General features: G+C 72.5%; 11 protein-coding genes. 9 read left to right on the top strand and 2 right to left on the bottom strand.

All coding sequences use genetic code 11. From position 1 onward, the window contains the following. The first annotated feature begins 85 nt into the window (after positions 1-85). From miaA to hflX, 6 genes are all read left to right on the top strand, one after another. A complete protein-coding gene (gene miaA, locus QIS96_RS01550) occupies positions 86-1024 on the top strand; it encodes a tRNA (adenosine(37)-N6)-dimethylallyltransferase MiaA (protein ID WP_282540468.1) in 939 nt (312 codons plus the stop codon). A 107-nt stretch (positions 1025-1131) separates the two neighbouring features. Continuing rightward, positions 1132-1671, top strand: coding sequence for a hypothetical protein (locus QIS96_RS01545; protein ID WP_282540524.1), 540 nt, complete (start codon positions 1132-1134; stop codon positions 1669-1671). A gap of 144 nt (positions 1672-1815) precedes the next feature. Next, complete coding sequence (gene dapF, locus QIS96_RS01540; protein WP_282540467.1) at positions 1816-2700, top strand: diaminopimelate epimerase; 885 nt, start codon at positions 1816-1818, stop codon at positions 2698-2700. A 142-nt stretch (positions 2701-2842) separates the two neighbouring features. After that, positions 2843-5008, top strand: coding sequence for a RelA/SpoT family protein (locus QIS96_RS01535; RefSeq protein ID WP_282540466.1), 2166 nt, complete (start codon positions 2843-2845; stop codon positions 5006-5008). Between the two features lie 120 nt (positions 5009-5128). Beyond that, positions 5129-6643, top strand: a complete 1515-nt coding sequence (locus tag QIS96_RS01530; protein ID WP_282540465.1) for a M1 family metallopeptidase — start codon at positions 5129-5131, stop codon at positions 6641-6643. 196 nt (positions 6644-6839) lie between these two features. After that, the gene (gene hflX, locus QIS96_RS01525) at positions 6840-8339 is read left to right on the top strand and encodes a GTPase HflX (RefSeq protein WP_282540464.1); all 1500 of its coding nucleotides are present in this window, start codon (positions 6840-6842) and stop codon (positions 8337-8339) included. Between the two features lie 85 nt (positions 8340-8424). On the opposite strand, the gene QIS96_RS01520 is transcribed toward hflX, so the two are convergent. Together QIS96_RS01520 and QIS96_RS01515 are read right to left on the bottom strand one after the other, a co-directional pair. After that, positions 8425-9624, bottom strand: coding sequence for a trypsin-like serine peptidase (locus tag QIS96_RS01520; protein ID WP_282540463.1), 1200 nt, complete (start codon positions 9622-9624; stop codon positions 8425-8427). A gap of 188 nt (positions 9625-9812) precedes the next feature. Beyond that, entirely contained in the window at positions 9813-11051 is a 1239-nt protein-coding gene (locus QIS96_RS01515; RefSeq protein WP_282540462.1) for a trypsin-like serine peptidase, read from the bottom strand. A 563-nt stretch (positions 11052-11614) separates the two neighbouring features. On the opposite strand from QIS96_RS01515, the gene QIS96_RS01510 reads away from it, so the two are divergent. The 3 genes from QIS96_RS01510 to QIS96_RS01500 all read left to right on the top strand — a co-directional run bounded on the left by QIS96_RS01510 (position 11615) and on the right by QIS96_RS01500 (position 16986). Then, entirely contained in the window at positions 11615-13015 is a 1401-nt protein-coding gene (locus tag QIS96_RS01510; RefSeq protein ID WP_408907093.1) for a diaminobutyrate--2-oxoglutarate transaminase family protein, read from the top strand. A 61-nt stretch (positions 13016-13076) separates the two neighbouring features. After that, complete coding sequence (locus QIS96_RS01505; RefSeq protein WP_408907092.1) at positions 13077-14951, top strand: IucA/IucC family protein; 1875 nt, start codon at positions 13077-13079, stop codon at positions 14949-14951. Positions 14952-14991: 40 nt separating this feature from the next. Then, entirely contained in the window at positions 14992-16986 is a 1995-nt protein-coding gene (locus QIS96_RS01500) for an ATP-dependent DNA helicase (RefSeq protein ID WP_282540460.1), read from the top strand. The last annotated feature ends 153 nt before the right edge of the window (positions 16987-17139 follow it).

Raw genomic sequence — 17139 nt, 5'->3', positions numbered from 1 at the left:
GCTCGTGGGGTCCGCTCTCGGCGGCGGTACCGATGCGCCCGTATCGCGTTCGTGGGCGGGGGTCCGGGTTTGGGAGACTGGGGCGGTGAGCAGCGCAGCAACCACCCCCCGGGTCATCGCCGTCGTCGGCCCCACCGCGGCCGGCAAGTCCGATCTCGGCGTCTTCCTCGCCCAACGGCTCGGCGGCGAGGTCGTCAACGCCGACTCGATGCAGCTGTATCGGGGGATGGACATCGGCACCGCGAAGCTGACCCCCGAGGAGCGCGCCGGAGTCCCGCACCACCTCCTCGACATCTGGGACGTGACGGTCGCGGCCAGCGTCGCCGAGTACCAGAAGCTCGCCCGCGCGGAGATCGACCGGCTGCTCGCCGCGGGCCGCTGGCCGATCCTCGTAGGCGGCTCGGGGCTCTACGTCCGGGGCGCGGTCGACCAATTGGAGTTCCCCGGCACCGACCCCGAGGTCCGCGCCGCCCTGGAGGAGGAGCTGACCCTGCGCGGCCCCGGCGACCTGCACGCGCGGCTCGCCGTCGCCGACCCGGAGGCCGCCAAGGCGATCCTGCCCAGCAACGGCCGCCGTATCGTGCGCGCTCTTGAGGTCATCGAGATCACCGGCCGCCCCTTCACGGCGAACCTCCCCGGGCACGACTCCGTCTACGACACCGTGCAGATCGGCGTCGACGTGGCGCGGCCCGAGCTCGACGAGCGGATCGCCGCCCGCGTCGACCGGATGTGGGCCGACGGCCTCGTCGACGAGGTGCGCACGCTGGAGGCCCAGGGCCTGCGCGAAGGCCGCACCGCCTCCCGCGCGCTCGGTTACCAGCAGGTCCTCGCGGCGCTCGCCGGAGAGTGCACCGAGGACGAGGCGCGCGCCGAGACGGTCCGCGCCACCAAGCGCTTCGCGCGCCGCCAGGACTCCTGGTTCCGGCGGGATCCGCGCGTGCACTGGCTCAGCGGCGCGGCAGCCGACCGCGGGGAACTCCCGGAGCACGCCCTGGCGTTGGTCGAACGAGCGGTTACAGCCTGATCACGTGATGGCATCGGGACGCTCCGGCGGTCATCCAGGCTCCTGGGGGCGTGCCATCATCAAGCTTCGATCGAGCCAGTGGAGCCGAGTTGGGAGGGCGCGTGGCGATGGAGGCCGGCCCTCGCGACACCGCACACGAGGAACCGGGACCGCTCAGTCCCGACGCTCCTGACCGTCCGCGCACGCCTGCCGACGGCCCCCTGCCCACTGCCGACGACGGGCCCCGTACGACCCCCGACGGCGTCGTCGCGGACGGCCCCGACGAGCTCGGTGACCTGGGCGAGTCCGGTCCCGACGGCGTCACGGGATCCGAGGTCGAGGTCGAGCTGCGGCCGCGCCGTCGGCTGCGGATCTGGCAGCTCGCCCCCATCGTGATCCTCGCCGCGACCGGCTCGCTGATGTTCGCCTTCCCGCTCGCCTTCGAGTTCGGCGAGGGCGGCCCGGTCGTCGCGATGCTCGGACTGCTGCTGTGCTGCTGCGCCGCGGGCTGGGGCATGATGGCCGCCCGCCGCGTCGGCCACACCTGGCCCGGCCTGCCGGGGCGAGGCTCCGGCCGCCGCCCCGACTGGCGCGTGATCGCCCTCTACGCCGTGGTCGTCGCCGCCCTCGCGGTCCTCGCCGTGTGGCGCGTGGCCCGACTGCGCTGAGCCGGCCGCCCACCTCCGTCGCGAAGGGCCTGAAACCGGCATTTTCCGTACGTTCCGTGCATCCCGGATGCCGTGCCGTAAGCGGAATCACTGCTATCCACAGGCCGGGCGAGGGCTTTCCGCGGCAGGCCGTAACATCGAGGAATGAGCACGCGGATCGCCTTCCTCAAGGGCCACGGCACCGAGAACGACTTCGTGATCGTGCCCGACCCGGACAACGCCATCGACCTGCCCGCCACGGCGGTCGCCGCGCTGTGCGACCGGCGCGCGGGCATCGGCGGAGACGGCCTGCTGCACGTCGTGCGCTCCGCCGCCCACCCCGAGGCCCGGCACCTGGCGGACGAGGCCGAGTGGTTCATGGACTACCGCAACGCCGACGGCTCCATCGCCGAGATGTGCGGCAACGGCGTCCGCGTCTTCGCCCGCTACCTCCAGCGCGCCGGCCACGTCGAGGCCGGTGACCTCGCCGTCGCCACCCGAGGCGGCGTGAAGCGGGTGCACATCGCCAAGGCCGACGCGCATGGCGAGGGCGCCGTCACCGTCTCCATGGGCCGCGCCGAGCTCCCCGCCGAGCAGGCCGCCGTCACCGTCGGCGAGCGCAGCTGGCCCGCCCTGAACGTGAACATGGGCAACCCGCACGCCGTCGCCTTCGTGGACGACCTGGCGCACGCCGGGAACCTCTTCGCCGCACCGGACACGACCCCGGCCACGGTCTACCCGGACGGGGTGAACGTGGAGTTCGTGGTCGACAGGGGCCCCCGCCACGTCGCCATGCGCGTGCACGAGCGCGGTTCCGGCGAGACCCGCTCCTGCGGCACCGGCGCCTGCGCGGTCGCCGTGGCCGCCGCCCGCCGGGACGGCCTGAACCCGTCCGCGACCGGCGAGCCCGCGACGTACACGGTGGATCTGCCCGGAGGCACGCTGGTGATCACCGAGCGGACCGACGGAGGGATCGAGATGACAGGACCAGCGGTGATCGTCGCCGAGGGCGAGATCACCCCCGAGTGGATCGAAACCCGAATTGCGTGAACGTTCGCTCGAATGGGTGATCCGCTTCACGCTGAGCGAGAGCGGGTGAGCGGCGCGTGATGGGCTCGATAGCATCAAGCACCGGCAACGGGGGGACCCGCCGCCCCGCCCCCGACCGCCGGTCCAGCTGCCGGAGGTTGCCATGAGTGCGGACGGATCGAGCACTGCGGCGCGCCCCGCCCCGAACAGCGCCGATGCCGTGGACGGGCAGGCCGCCCCCGCGGCCGCCACGCCCGCCGCGAGCCCCCGCAGGCGCGGGCGCCCCCGCATCGATCTGCGCCGCCTCGGCCTGGCCGCACTCCTCGGCTCGACCTCCCGCGGCCGCCTCCCGGACGCGATCGGCCATGTGGCCGATGCCCACCGCGCCCACCACCCCGAGGCCGACCTGGAGCCGCTGCGCCGCGCCTATCTCCTCGCCGAGTCCTCGCACCGCGGCCAGATGCGCAAGAGCGGCGAGCCCTACATCACGCACCCCCTCGCCGTGACGCTGATCCTCGCCGAACTCGGCGCGGAGACAACGACGTTGACCGCCTCGCTGCTCCACGACACCGTCGAGGACACCGAGGTGACGCTCGATCAGGTACGCGAGGAGTTCGGCGCCGAGGTCTGCTTCATCGTCGACGGCGTCACCAAACTGGAGAAGGTCGACTACGGCGCGGCGGCCGAGCCCGAGACCTTCCGCAAGATGCTCGTCGCCACCGGCAACGACGTCCGCGTGATGTCCATCAAGCTCGCCGACCGCCTGCACAACATGCGCACTCTGGGCGTGATGCGCCCCGAGAAACAGGCCCGCATCGCCAAGGTCACCCGCGACGTCCTCATCCCGCTCGCCGAACGCCTCGGCGTCCAGGCCCTGAAGTCCGAGCTGGAGGACCTGGTCTTCGCGATCCTCCACCCCGAGGAGTACGCGCGGACCCGTACCCTCATCGCCGAGAACGCCGCGGCCGGAGACCCCCTCGGAGAGTTCGCCGAGGAGTTCCGCACCGTCCTGCGCGAAGCCGACATCGCCGCCGAAGTCCACATCAGGCCACGGCACTTCGTGTCCGTGCACCGCTCCCGGATCAAACGCGGCGAGCTCCGCGGCGCCGACTTCGGCCGCCTCCTCGTCCTCGTCAACGAGGACGCGGACTGCTACGGAGTCCTCGGCGAGCTGCACACCTGCTTCACCCCGGTGATCTCCGAGTTCAAGGACTTCATCGCCACCCCCAAGTTCAACCTCTACCAATCGCTGCACACCGCGGTCACCCGCAGGGACGGCGAGGTCGCCGAAGTCCTCATCCGCACGCACCAGATGCACAAGGTCGCCGAAGCCGGAGTGGTGGCCCTCGGCAATCCCTACGACGCGGGCTCGGACGAGGACGGCGCCGACGGCGAGCGCGTCGACCCCACCCGCCCCGGCTGGCTCTCCCGCCTCCTCGACTGGCAGCGCTCCGCCCCCGACGCGGACACCTTCTGGAGCTCGCTGCGCGAAGAACTCGCCCAGGACCGCGAGATCACCGTCTACCGCACCGACGGCGGCACGCTCAGCCTCCCCGCCGGCGCCAGCTGCGTCGACGCCGCCTATGCGCAGTACGGCGAGGAGGCCCACGCCTGCATCGGCGCCCGGGTCAACGGCCGCCTGGTGACACTGAGTACGGTCCTGCGGGACGGCGACACCGTGCATGTGCTGCTCGCTCCGCCGGAGACCGGATCCGGGCCGGACGCGGAGTGGCTGGACCACGCGCGTACGCCCGCGGCGCGCATCGCCATCGGGCGCTGGCTCAGCTCGCACCCGGAGGGCCCGGTCGTCGCGGCCGCCGCGCCCCGGCCGCAGCTGACCGTCGAGTCGATGCGCCCCGCCGCGGCCAACGCCGTCGTCGACGAGCACCCGAACGCCCCCGTCCGCATGGCCGGTTGCTGCACCCCGGTCCCGCCCGACGCCGTCACCGGCTTCACCGTGCGCGGCGGCGCCGTCACCGTGCACCGCGTGGAGTGTCCGGCGGTCGCGCGGATGTCGGCCGCGGGGCGCGCGCCCGTCGCGGTGCACTGGACGCAGCTCGACGACGGCGCCGAGTACCGCGTCACCCTGATCGCCGAGTCCTTCGGCCGACCGCACCTCCTCGCCGACCTCACCGAGGCCATCTCCCTGGAGGGCGCGGCGATCATCTCGGCCACCGTCGAGCCCCCCGTCGAGGGCCGAGTCCGGCACTCGTACACGCTCCAACTCCCCGACGCCGCCCTGCTCCCCGCCCTGATGCGCGCCATGCGCAAGGTGCCCGGGGTGTACGACGTGGGGCGCGGCAAGGAATCCGCAGCGGCCGCGCAGTGACAGCGGCGCGGCGAAGGCCGCAAGGCGGCGACCGCGCCGGGAAGTAGCGGAACACCTCGTTCGGGTGGGCCGGTCGCGCGTCGGCACGGCAACCAAGGCCCGTGCTGATAGCGGTGGTTCATGTTGCTCTCGCGCCGCATCAGGGCCGCACTCCTCGCCACCGCCACCTCAGCCGTGTCCGTCTCGCTGCTCGCAGCGAGCGCGCCCTCGCCGGTCGCCCCGCGCGGCATCGGCGACCACCTCTTCCCGCACCTCGGCAACCCGGGGTACGACGTCACCGCGTACGACATCTCGCTCGCCTACGGGGGCGACAACAGCAAGCCGTTGGACGCCGTCACCGTCGTGCAGGCGCGGGCCACGGACCACCTGGAGCGGATCAACCTCGACTTCACCAAGGGCAAGGTCGACTCCGTCGAGGTCAACGGGGTCCGCGCGGAGTTCGCGAGCTCCGGCGAGGACCTCGTGGTCACGCCCGTGCGGCCGATCGTGCGGGGCGGCGCGCTGCGCATCACCGTGCGCCACACCAGCGACCCGGCGGGCAAGTCCGACGGCGGCTGGGTGCGCACCAGCGACGGCCTCGCCATGGCCAACCAGGCCGACGCCGCCCACCGGGTGTTCCCCTCCAACGACCACCCGTCCGACAAGGCCTTCTTCACCTTCCGGATCACCGCGCCCAAGGAACTGACGGCGGTCGCCAACGGGTTGCCCGCCGGGCGCCGCGCGGGCGCGCAGGACACCACGTGGACGTACCGCACCCAGCACCCCATGGCCACCGAGCTCGCGCAGGTCAGCATCGGCCGCTCGGCGGTCCTGCGGCGCGAGGGGCCGCACGGGCTGCCCGTACGGGACGTGGTGCAGAGCAAGGACCGCGAGAAGCTCGAACCGTGGCTGAAGAAGACGCCGGACCAGATCTCCTGGATGGAGGAGAAGGTCGGCCGCTACCCCTTCGAGACGTACGGCGTGCTGATCGCGGACGCCACCACCGGCTTCGAGCTGGAGACCCAGACCCTGTCGCTGTTCGAGCGCCGGCTCTTCACCGAGTCCGGGTATCCGGACTGGTACGTCGAAGCGATCATGGTCCACGAGCTGGCCCACCAGTGGTTCGGCAACAGCGTCAGCCCCCGTACCTGGTCCGACCTGTGGCTCAACGAGGGGCACGCGACCTGGTACGAGGCGCTCTACGCCGAGGAGCACGCCGAGCAGCCGATGCAGAAGCGGATGAAGGAGGCCCACCGCCTCTCCGACCGCTGGCGCGCCGAGGGCGGCCCGCCCGCCGCGCCGAAGGCCCCCGAACCCGGCAAGAAGATCAGCCTGTTCCGCCCGGTCGTCTACGACGGCAGCGCCCTCGTCCTGTACGCGCTGCGCCAGGAGATCGGCCACGCCGCCTTCGAGCGCCTGGAGCGCGCCTGGGTCGAGCGGCACGAGGACTCCACCGCGACCACCGAGGACTTCACCCGCCTCGCCTCGTCCGTCTCCGGCCGCGACCTGAGCGCCTTCTTCGAGGCCTGGCTGTACGGCAAGAAGACGCCGCCCATGCCCGGCCACCCCGACTGGAAGCCCCTCGCCCCGACCGCCAAGGGCAAGCCCGCCGCACGCGCGGCCGCACCCGCGCACTCCCACGGCGAGACCGGATGAGCCGGGCGGCTCCACAGACCGAACCGGACCCTTCGTACGCACCGGAAAAGCCGGATGCCGAGACGGGGCGTGCCGTGAGACCATCTTCGGGTCGGCGGCGCGGTCGGCCGGGAATCTCCCGGGCCAGGTGCACGTTGACCCCTACGAGGACCGCCCGCGTCGGGCAGTCCCCCCTTCCCAACGACGTAAGGATCCAATGACCTCCTCTTCTTCCCCTTCCCAGGACGCGCAGGACCGCCAGAGCACCGCGCAGAACCTCCCCGAAGGACTTCGGGCCGATGCCCTGATGGAAGAGGACGTCGCCTGGAGCCACGAGATCGACGGAGCGCGGGACGGCGAGCAGCTGGACCGCTCCGAGCGTGCGGCTCTGCGTCGTGTGGCGGGCCTCTCCACCGAGCTCGAAGACGTCACCGAGGTCGAGTACCGCCAGCTCCGCCTGGAGCGGGTCGTGCTCGTCGGGGTGTGGACCACCGGCACGCTGCAGGACGCGGAGAACTCCCTCGCGGAGCTCGCCGCCCTCGCGGAGACGGCGGGCGCCCTCGTGCTCGACGGCGTCTTCCAGCGCCGCGACAAGCCGGACCCCGCGACGTACATCGGCTCGGGCAAGGCCATGGAGCTGCGGGACATCGTCCTGGAGACCGGAGCCGACACCGTCGTCTGCGACGGTGAGCTCAGCCCCGGCCAGCTCATCCACCTCGAGGACGTCGTCAAGGTCAAGGTCGTGGACCGCACGGCGCTGATCCTCGACATCTTCGCCCAGCACGCCAAGTCCCGAGAGGGCAAGGCGCAGGTCGCTCTGGCACAGATGCAGTACATGCTGCCGAGGCTCCGCGGCTGGGGTCAGTCGCTGTCCCGGCAGATGGGTGGCGGCGGCGGTGGCGGCATGGCCACGCGTGGTCCCGGTGAGACCAAGATCGAGACCGACCGGCGTCGGATCCGCGAGAAGATGGCGAAGATGCGCCGGGAGATCGCGGCGATGAAGACCGGCCGCGACGTCAAGCGCCAGGAGCGCCGGCGTAACAAGATCCCCTCGGTCGCCATCGCGGGCTACACCAACGCCGGCAAGTCCTCGCTGCTCAACCGCCTGACGGGCGCGGGCGTCCTGGTGGAGAACGCGCTGTTCGCCACCCTCGACCCCACCGTCCGCCGCGCGGAGACCCCGAGCGGGCGGCTCTACACCCTGGCCGACACGGTCGGGTTCGTCCGCCACCTGCCGCACCACCTGGTCGAGGCGTTCCGCTCCACGATGGAGGAGGTCGGCGACTCCGACCTGATCCTGCACGTGGTCGACGGCTCGCACCCCGTGCCGGAGGAGCAGCTGGCCGCCGTGCGCGAGGTGATCAGGGACGTCGGTGCGACGGACGTCCCCGAGATCGTCGTGGTCAACAAGGCGGACGCGGCCGACCCGTTGGTGCTGCAGCGCCTCCTGCGCGCCGAGCGGCACGCGATCGTGGTCTCGGCCCGCACGGGCGACGGCATCGACGAGCTCCTCGGGCTCATCGACGCCGAACTGCCGCGCCCGGAGATCGAGATCGAGGCGCTGCTCCCGTACACGCAGGGCGGCCTCGTCGCCCGTGCGCACGCCGAGGGCGAGGTGATCTCCGAGGAGCACCTCCCGGAGGGCACGCTGCTCAAGGCGCGGGTGCATGAGGAACTGGCCGCGGAGCTGGCCCGGTTCGTCCCCGCGGAGCACTGACGGCCGTCGCGACCGTCAGCAGTACGAAGGCCCGCCCCCTCGGCTTCGAGGGGGCGGGCCTTCGTCGTGCGTGCGCGGCAGTCGGTTACTTGCTGCCGTATTTCTCGCTCATCGTGTCGAAGACGCGCTTCGCGCCGTCGCCCAGCTGCGGGCCCGCGAGCCAGCCGTTCGAACCGGCCGGGCCGATCGAGGTGTTGGAGACCAGGGCGAGCTTGCCGCCGCCGGTCGAGCGGAACCAGCCGCCGCCGGAGGAGCCGGCGGTCATGGTGCAGCCGATGCGGTACATCGTCGGCGAGGACGGGGTCAGCGAGAGCCGGCCGGGCCGGTCGACGCACTTGTGCATCAGCGCACCGTCGTACGGCGGGGCCTGCGGGTAGCCCCAAGCGCCCATCGCGTCCACGGACTTGGGCGACGGCGAGGAGAAGTCCACGGGCAGCGCCGTGCCGATGGTCTCCTCCAGGGACTTGTTGCCGCGCTCCGGCTTCACGTGCAGCACCGCGTAGTCGTACTCGTACGAGCCGGCGTCGGGGCTCGCGGCGGTGGTGCCGTCGATCCACTCGTTGGACGTGGAGATCCAGTCGGCCCAGAACTCGCCGTACGGGGCCTTGTCCTGCGGGCCGGCGCTCTCAAGGGCGCGCGCCGAGAGGCCCTTGTGGTTGTAGGCCGGGGTGAAGACGATGTTCCGGTACCAGCCGCCCTTCTGGCCGGCGTGCACGCAGTGACCCGCGGTCCACACGAGGTTGGACTTGCCGGGGTTGCGCGGGTCCTTCACGACGGTGCCGGAGCAGACGGCGGTGCCCTCGGGGGTGTCGAAGAAGATCTTGCCGACCGGGGCCGCGTACTTCCAGTACGGCTTGCGCTCCTGCTCGGCGCGGACCGGGCGCGGCTCGGGGTCGGTGACGCCCTCGTTGCCTGCGGCGGCCTTGCTGGAGATGGTCTGCTGCGGGTCCTTCGCGGACTTCTTCCGCTCCTCGCTCCACAGGCCCTTGATGACCGGGTTGGCGAAGTCCTTCGCCTCACGCAGCCACTTGTCCTTGTCCCAGTTCTTCCACTCGCCGTTCTTCCACTTGTCGACGTCGATGCCGTGCTCCTTGAGCCGGTCGGCGATGCCGTCGAGGTCGTCGGGGAGCTGCGCCTCGTCCGCGCCCGAGTCGCCGCCCTTCGAGGCGGAGGCGGTGGGCTTGGCGTCGGCCTTGGGGTCGCCCGCCGACTGGCAGGCGGTGGCGGTCAGCGCCAGGGCCACGGCGAGCGAGGCCGCGGCGAGGGCCGGACGTATGGATCGCATGGTTCGGAAAACCCCCGTTGGGTGTGGAAGCGGTGGTGATGGGGATGGGGAGGTGCCGGGCGCGGGTGCGCCCGCACGGAGCCGCTCCCGGGGAGTGCCCCGGGAGCGGCGTGCCGTCTGCGGATGCCGTCGAGCGGACGCGGGCCGTCGAGCGGCTGCGGACGCCGTCAAGTGGCGTCCGTGGCAGGTCAGTTGGCGAACTTCTCGCTGACCTGGGTGTAGATGGCCTCGGCCTCCTTGCCGAGGCGCGGGCCCGCGAGCCAGCCCGCGGTGACCGGGCCGATCGAGGTGTTGGAGACCAGGGCCAGCTTGCCGTCCTGGCCCTTGGCGACCCAGCCGCCGCCGGAGGAACCGCCGGTCATGCTGCAGCCGATGCGGTACATCGTGGGCTGGGTGGCCTTGAGCGAGAGCCGGCCCGGCTTGTCGGTGCAGGAGAACTGACGCTGGCCGTCGTACGGGGGAGCCGCCGGGTAGCCGGTCGCCTTGATCGCGTCGATCTTCGGCACGGCCGGGGCGTTGAACTCGACCGGAAGCGCGGCGCCCACGGTCTCCTCGAGGGACTTGCCGCCGCCGTTCTCGGGCACCATGCTCATCACGGCGAAGTCGTACGGGGCGCCGGCGCCGCCGGTGTTCGCGCCCGTCGCGATCCACTGGTCGGACGTCTTGGCGCCCCGGCTCCACCAGACGCCGTACGGCGCGAGCTCTTCACGCGTCGGCTTCTCGGCCTCAAGCTGCGCGGCCGACTTGCCCTCGTTGTTGTACGACGGCACGAAGGCGATGTTGCGGTACCAGCCGCCCGACTTGCCCGCGTGCACGCAGTGGCCAGCCGTCCACACCATGTTGGACTTGCCGGGGTTCGCCGGGTCCTCGACCACGGTGGCGGAGCACTGCGCGGAGCCCTCGGGCGTCTCGAAAAGCAGCTTGCCGGTGGCGGGCGACTTGTCGTCGTACGGCTTCGGGAGCTCCGCGGCCTCGACCGGGGCCGGGGTCGGGTCCGTCTTGCCCTGGTCACCCGAGATGTCGTTGTCGACCGGCTTGTCGGGGCGCTTGTCGGCGTCCCGCATCCGGTCCGGGTTCCAGAAGTCCTCGATGATCGGGTTGACGAAGTCCTCAGCCTCGCGCAGCCACTTGTCCTTGTCCCAGTTCTTCCACTCGCCGTTCTTCCACTTGTCGACGTCGAAGCCGTGCTCCTTGAGCCGGTCCTTGATGTCGTCGGGAATCTCCAGCTTGTCCCCGCCGCCGCTGCCGCCGGCGTTCCCGCCGTCGGCCGTCGCGGAGGCGGTGGGCTTGGCGTCGGCCTGGTCGTCGCCGGGGCCGCAGGCGGTGGCCGTCAGCGCGAGCGCGGCCGAGACCGCGAGCACGGAGGAGGTGGTGCGGCGTGCACTCCTCCCTCGGCGAGCAGCAAGGAGTGGACGTATGGGTCGCATTGCGAGAATCTCCCCCTATTTGGATTTCTGTCGGACTTGGCGAACTCGCGAACTTCGCCGGAATCCAGACGACTTGTATGGAGACATACAGAGACGTACGAAGACGTCCGGACGCGTGCCCGAAGGCGAAGCCAACGGGCCCTCGTGGACCGGAAGTTGCAGTTCACATGTGCAGTTGTGGCGTCGCTGCGGAGCGGCCGCGCGACGATCGAGCACCCCACACTATGCCGGTGCGGTCGGCGACGACCGACGGGGCCGCAACGGTTCTGTCACGGCCCGGCTCCCGCACGGCGATCTGCGCGCCAGGTCACGGGGAGGTTGTCGGGGAACTTCCGGGTTGGCGGTGTTTGCGTGCGCGCGCATCGGTGCCCCCGCGGGCGCGCGCGGCCGCCATGCGCGCCCACGGCCGCGCGAAGGTTTTCGTTTGGCAAGGTCTCCCGCCCCGCCGTGATCCCCCGCGCCCCGCGTCGTTGGTACGTACGGGGGAGACTTGACCTGCGTCCGCCCCCGCCCAGGGCGGACCGCCGCCCGCCCACCGACGCACAGCGGGAGGACACACAGCCGTGGCCGTCACCGAGCCTGCGCCGCCGCAACCGGCGCCGCCCGCCGCCGCCCCGCCCGCAGCCGGGGGAACCGCCGGGCCCGAGGTCGTCCTGCGGCGCCCGCTGCGCGAGCCGGTGGCGCGGACCTACGCCAGTTCGCTCCCGGTCGTGCCGGTCCGCGCCCGCGGCCTGACCATCGAAGGGGCCGACGGGCGGCGGTACTTGGACTGCCTCTCCGGCGGCGGCTCACTCGCCCTCGGCCACAACCACCCGGTCGTCCTGGAGGCGATCGGGAAGGTCCTGGACTCGGGCGCCCCGCTGCACGTCATGGACCTCGCCACCCCGGTCGAGGACGCCTTCGTCGCCGAGCTCTTCGCGACGCTGCCGCCGGCCTTCGCCGCCCGCGCCCGCGTCCGGTTCTGCGGTCCGACCGGCGCGGACGCCGTCGCGGCCGCCCAGAAGCTGGTGCGCAGGGCGACGGGGCGCAGCGGACTGCTCACGTTCACGGGCGCGGACCACGGCGCGCCCGAGGGCGCACGCGCCGCCTCGGGCGCGGGGGACGCGCGCGCGACCCGGCTGCCCTACCCGCAGGACTACCGCTGCCCCTTCGGCGTCGGCGGGCCCGAGGGCGCCGAACTCGCCGCCCGCTGGACCGAGTCGGTGCTCGACGACGCCGGGCCCGGGGCGCTCCCGGCCGGCCTCGTCGTCGAGCCGGTCCAGGGGGAGGGCGGCGTGATCCCCGCCCCGGACGCATGGCTGCGCCGGCTGCGGGAGATCACCGAGGCCCGCGCGATCCCGCTGATCGCCGACGAGGTGCAGACCGGAGTCGGCCGCACCGGCGCGTTCTGGGCCGTCGAGCACAGTGGGGTCGTGCCCGATGTGATGGTTCTGTCGAAGGCCGTCGGCGGCAGCCTCCCGCTCGCCGTCGTGGTCCACCGCGAGGACCTCGGCACCGGGGAGCCCGGCGCGCGCGCCGGCGCGTTCCGCGGCAACCAGCTCGCGATGGCCGCGGGCGCCGCGACCCTCGCCCACGTCCGCCGCCACCGGCTCGCCGAGCGCGCCGCCGCACTCGGCACGCGCATGCTCGCCCGCCTCCGCGCCCTCGCCGCGGACCAGCCGCAGATCGGCGAGGTACGGGGGAGGGGACTGATGATCGGCGTCGAGCTGGTCGACCCGGACGGCGCGGGCGCCGCCGCGAGCGCCGGGCCGCCGCCGCCCGCGCCCCGGCTCGCGGCCGCCGTGCAGCGCGCCTGCCTGGACCGCGGCCTCATCGTCGACCTCGGCGGCCGCCGCTCCGGCGTCGTACGCCTGCTGCCGCCGCTGACGCTCACCGACGACCAGGCCGACGCCGTCCTCGACCGGCTCTCGGAGGCGCTGACCTGCGTACTGGCGTCCCAACGGCCGGAACTCGCCCGGCAGTAGAGAACCCGTGCGGCCCGCCGTCCGGCCTGCATACGCTCAACTCCCGTCCCTCCTCAGGAACATGAGCCACATAGCCCGTACCCGTACGCCGTCTCGACGTGGGAGAGTCACCGTGCCGAACGCCCCGCTCGCCGCCGCAGCCGTACCACCCGAGCTCAACCCGCAGAGCTGGGCGCGCGCCGCCCGACGGCTGCTCGCCAAGATGCTCGGCGAGTTCGCCTACGAGGAGATCCTCACCCCGGAGCCGGAGGGCGGCGAGGCGTACGCCGTCACGCTCGACGACGGCGCCCGCCTCCGCTTCCGCGCCCGCCGTGCGGCGTACGGGAGTTGGCGGGTCGAGCCGGACTCGCCGAGTCTGCGCGAGGCGGACGGGACGGAGCGGCCGTTCGGCGACCCGTTCGCCTTCCTCGCCAGGGCGCGGAGACTGCTCGGCCTCGACGGGGACACACTCGGCCATGTCGTACGCGAGCTGAACAGCACCCTCGCCGCCGACGCCCGCCTCGACCACACGGCCCTGTCCACCGCCGAACTCGCCGACCTCCCGTATGCGGAGCTGGAAGGCCACCAGACTGGGCACCCCTGGCTCGTCCTCAACAAGGGGCGGCTCGGCCTCTCCGCCGCCGACACCGCCCGCTGGGCGCCGGAAGCGCGTGTTCCGGTGCGGTTGCCGTGGCTCGCGGTGAGCGACGAGCTGGCCGCGTACCGGGGCGTCGAGCAACTCGCCGACCCCGAGCGGCTCTACACGCACGAGCTGGACGCCACCACCCTCGACGCCTTCGCGGACGCACTCCGCGCGCGTGGCCTCGATCCGCGCCGCTACCTCTACCTGCCCGTGCACCCCTGGCAGTGGGACGAGATCGTGCTCCCGCTGTTCGCCCCGTCCGTCGCCGCCGGCCACATCGTGCCGCTCCCCGAGGACCCGGACGCGCGCCTGCCGCAGCAGTCCGTCCGCACGTTCCTGAACACCTCACGGCCCGAGCGGCACACCGTCAAGCTGCCGCTCTCCATCCTCAACACCCTTGTCTGGCGCGGCCTTCCGACCGAACGCACCCTCGCCGCACCGGCCGTCACCGCCTGGGTGCACGCGCTGCGCGACGCCGACCCGTTCCTGCGCGACGAGTGCCGCGTGATCCTCCTCGGCGAGGTCGCCTCGGTCACCGTGCGCCACCCGGTCTACGACGAGCTGCCGGACGTCCCGTACCAGTACAAGGAACTCCTCGGCGCGATCTGGCGCGAACCCCTGGAACGCAGCCTCGACCCCGGCGAACGCGCCCGAACGCTCGCCTCCCTGCTGCACACCGACGCCGACGGGCGGGCCTTCGCCGCCGAACTCGTCGAGCGCTCCGGACTCGCTCCCGAGGTCTGGCTGCGCCGCCTCTTCGCCGCCCTGCTGCCCCCGCTCCTGCACTTCCTCTACCGCTACGGCACGGTCTTCTCGCCGCACGGGGAGAACGCGATCGTGGTCTTCGACGAGTCGGACGTCCCGGTCAGGCTCGCCGTCAAGGACTTCGTCGACGACGTGAACGTCAGCGCACAGCCCGTGCCCGAGCACGCCTCGATGCCCGACGACGTGCGCGAGGTCCTGCTCACCGAGGAGCCCGGCTTCCTCACCCAGTTCATCCACTCCGGCCTGTTCGTGGGCGTCTTCCGCTACCTCGCCCCGCTCTACGAAGATCAACTCGGCGTGCCCGAGGGCGAGTTCTGGACGCTCCTGCGCGAGGAGATCGACCGCCACCAGGCCCGCTTCCCCGAGCTGAAGGACCGCTTCGAGCTCTTCGACCTGCTCACGCCCCGGATCGAGCGCCTCTGCCTGAACCGGAACCGGCTCCACCTCGACGGCTACCGGGACCGGCCCGAGCGCCCGCACGCCGCCGTCCACGGGACCGTGCCGAACCCGCTGCACCCGGGGTCGCGGCCGCTGGGGCCGCAGGCGTGAGGACGGGTTTGTCAGTGGGGCGTCGTAGGCTGGTCGGCCTATGACGAAGCCCTCCCTCCCCGATCTCCTGCACGCCGCCGTCGAAGCCGTCGGCGGCACGGAGCGCCCCGGCCAGGTGACCATGGCCGAGTCCGTCGCCGAGGCCATCGACGGCGGCTCCCACCTGCTCGTCCAGGCCGGCACGGGCACCGGAAAGTCCCTCGGCTATCTGGTGCCCGCGCTCGCCCACGGGGAGCGCGTCGTGGTCGCCACGGCCACGCTCGCCCTGCAGCGCCAGCTGGTGGAGCGCGACCTTCCGCGCACGGTGGACGCACTGCATCCGCTGCTCCGCCGCCGCCCCCAGTTCGCCATGCTCAAGGGCCGCTCGAACTACCTGTGCCTGCACCGGCTGCACGAGGGCGTGCCGCAGGACGAGGAGGAGGGCCTCTTCGACCAGTTCGAGGCGGCCGCGCCCACCAGCAAGCTCGGCCAGGACCTGCTCCGCCTGCGGGACTGGGCGGACGAGACGGAGACCGGCGACCGGGACGACCTGACGCCGGGCGTCTCCGACCGCGCCTGGTCGCAGGCGTCGGTCTCGTCCCGCGAGTGCCTGGGCGCCTCGAAGTGCGCGTACGGCGCGGAGTGCTTCGCCGAGTCGGCCCGTGAGCGCGCGAAGCTCGCCGAGGTGATCGTCACCAACCACGCGCTGCTCGCCATCGACGCCATCGAGGGTGCGCCGGTCCTCCCGCAGCACGAGGTCCTGATCGTGGACGAGGCGCACGAACTGGTCTCCCGCGTCACCGGCGTGGCCACGGGCGAGCTCACCCCGGGCCAGGTGAACCGCGCGGTCCGCCGCTCCGCGAAGCTGGTCAACGAGAAGATCGCCGACCAGCTGCAGACCGCCGCCGAGGGCTTCGAGCGGATCATGGAGCTGGCCCTGCCCGGCCGCCTGGAGGAGATCCCCGAGGACCTCGGTTACGCGCTGCTCGCGCTGCGCGACGCCGCCCGGAACACGATCTCCGCGATCGGCGCCACCCGCGACAAGTCCGTCCAGGACGAGGACGCCGTCCGCAAGCAGGCCCTGGCCTCGGTGGAGAACGTCCACGATGTCGCGGAGCGCGTCACCAACGGCTCGGAGTGGGACGTCGTCTGGTACGAGCGGCACGACCGCTTCGGAGCTTCCTTGCGCGTAGCCCCCATGTCGGTCTCCGGCCTGCTCCGCGAGAAGCTCTTCACGGACCGCTCCGTCGTCCTCGCCTCGGCCACGCTGAAGCTGGGCGGCGACTTCAACGGCGTCGGAGCCTCCCTAGGCCTCGCCCCGGAGGGCCTCGCCGGCACGGAGGGCGAGTCGGAGGACCTGCCCGTCTGGAAGGGCATCGACGTCGGCTCTCCCTTCGACTACGGCAAGCAGGGCATCCTCTACGTCGCGAAGCATCTGGCCCGCCCGTCCCGTGACGGCACGCGCGGCGACATGCTGGACGAGCTGACGGAGCTGATCCAGGCGAGCGGCGGGCGCACGCTCGGCCTGTTCTCCTCGATGCGGGCCGCGCAGTCCGCCGCCGAGGAACTGCGGTCCCGTATCCCGGAGTTCCCGATCCTGCTGCAGGGCGAGGAGACCCTCGGCGAGCTGATCAAGAACTTCGCGGCGGACCCGAAGACCTGCCTGTTCGGCACGCTCTCGCTGTGGCAGGGCGTGGACGTGCCGGGCGCCAGCTGCCAGCTCGTGGTGATGGACAAGATCCCGTTCCCACGCCCGGACGACCCGCTGATGAGCGCCCGCCAGAAGGCCGTAGAGGACAACGGCGGCAACGGCTTCATGGCCGTGGCGGCGACGCACGCGGCGCTGCTGATGGCGCAGGGAGCGGGCCGTCTGGTCCGCGCCTCGGGCGACCGCGGCGTGGTCGCGGTCCTGGACCCCCGCCTGGCCACGGCCCGCTACGGCAGCTATCTGAAGGCCTCACTGCCCGAGTTCTGGTACACCACGGACCGCAACCAGGTCCGCCGCTCCCTGGCAGCGATCGACGCGGCAGCGAAGCAGACGGAGGACGCTTCGTAAGGGCTCGGGCGTGGGCGCCCCGAAAGGGGCGCGGGGAACTGCGCGCTCAGCCACGACAAAGCGGGCAGCCGCCGAAAAGAGAGCAGCCCAGCGGCGCACACACGCAAACACAGGACCCCGGAACCGGCGCAGTAGGTTCCGGGGCCCGGACTA

This window comes from Streptomyces cavernicola (assembly GCF_029968035.1).
In the GTDB taxonomy this organism is placed as follows: Bacteria; Actinomycetota; Actinomycetes; order Streptomycetales; family Streptomycetaceae; genus Streptomyces; species Streptomyces cavernicola.
The sequence above is the reverse complement of the archived record's forward strand: the minus strand, read 5'-3'. Positions and strand labels throughout refer to the sequence as shown.